Origin of the sequence: Rhizobium sp. J15 (assembly GCF_002531825.1) — a bacterium.
GTDB lineage: Bacteria > Pseudomonadota > Alphaproteobacteria > Rhizobiales > Rhizobiaceae > Rhizobium.
The window spans coordinates 1-1,153 of sequence record NZ_NWSX01000104.1 but is presented as its reverse complement, the minus strand read 5'-3'; the positions used below and the strand labels follow the sequence as shown (position 1 = coordinate 1,153).

General features: G+C 62.4%; 1 protein-coding gene. It reads right to left on the bottom strand.

Going from position 1 to position 1,153, the window contains the following annotated elements; translation table 11 throughout:
• Positions 1-1,151 (bottom strand): elongation factor Tu (gene tuf, locus CO670_RS32330; RefSeq protein ID WP_097594069.1); only part of this gene is annotated, 1,151 nt, incomplete at its 3' end.
• Positions 1,152-1,153: the final 2 nt, after the last annotated feature.

Genomic DNA, 1,153 nt, shown 5'->3' with positions numbered 1-1,153 from the left:
CCGGCGCCGACGGTGCGGCCGCCTTCGCGGATAGCGAAGCGCAGCTTTTCTTCCATCGCGATCGGAACGATCAGCTCGACGGCAACCGTGACGTTGTCGCCCGGCATGACCATCTCCGTGCCTTCCGGCAGCGTCACGATGCCCGTCACATCAGTCGTGCGGAAGTAGAACTGCGGACGGTAGTTGGTGAAGAACGGCGTATGACGGCCGCCTTCTTCCTTCGTCAGGATGTAGGCTTCAGCCATGAACTTCTTGTGCGGCTTGACCGAACCCGGCTTGCACAAGATCTGGCCACGCTCGACGCCGTCACGGTTCACACCGCGAACCAGCGCGCCGATGTTGTCGCCGGCCTGACCCTGGTCGAGCAGCTTGCGGAACATTTCAACGCCGGTCACCGTCGTCTTCGAGGTCGGACGGATGCCGACGATCTCGACTTCTTCACCGACCTTGACGATGCCACGCTCGACGCGGCCGGTCACAACCGTGCCGCGGCCCGAGATCGAGAACACGTCTTCGATCGGCATCAGGAACGGCTGGTCAACCGGGCGCTCAGGCGTCGGGATGTAGGAGTCGACAGCGGCCATCAGCTCGCGGATCGCGTCTTCGCCGATCTTCTTGTCAGAGTCTTCGAGAGCGGCAAGCGCCGAACCCTTGACGACCGGAATGTCGTCGCCCGGGAAGTCGTAGGACGACAGCAGTTCGCGAACTTCGAGCTCGACCAGTTCGAGAAGCTCGGCGTCGTCAACCTGGTCGACCTTGTTCAGGAACACAACGATCGCCGGAACGCCGACCTGGCGGGCCAGCAGGATGTGCTCGCGCGTCTGCGGCATCGGGCCGTCGGCAGCCGAGCAAACCAGGATCGCGCCGTCCATCTGGGCAGCACCGGTGATCATGTTCTTCACATAGTCGGCATGGCCGGGGCAGTCGACGTGCGCATAGTGACGGTTCGGCGTCTCATACTCGACGTGCGCCGTCGAGATCGTGATGCCGCGCGCCTTTTCTTCCGGAGCCGCGTCGATCTGGTCGTACGCCTTGAACTCACCGAAGTACTTCGTGATCGCTGCCGTCAGAGACGTCTTGCCGTGGTCAACGTGGCCGATCGTGCCGATGTTGACGTGCGGCTTGTTGCGCTCAAACTTACTCTTTGCCATTT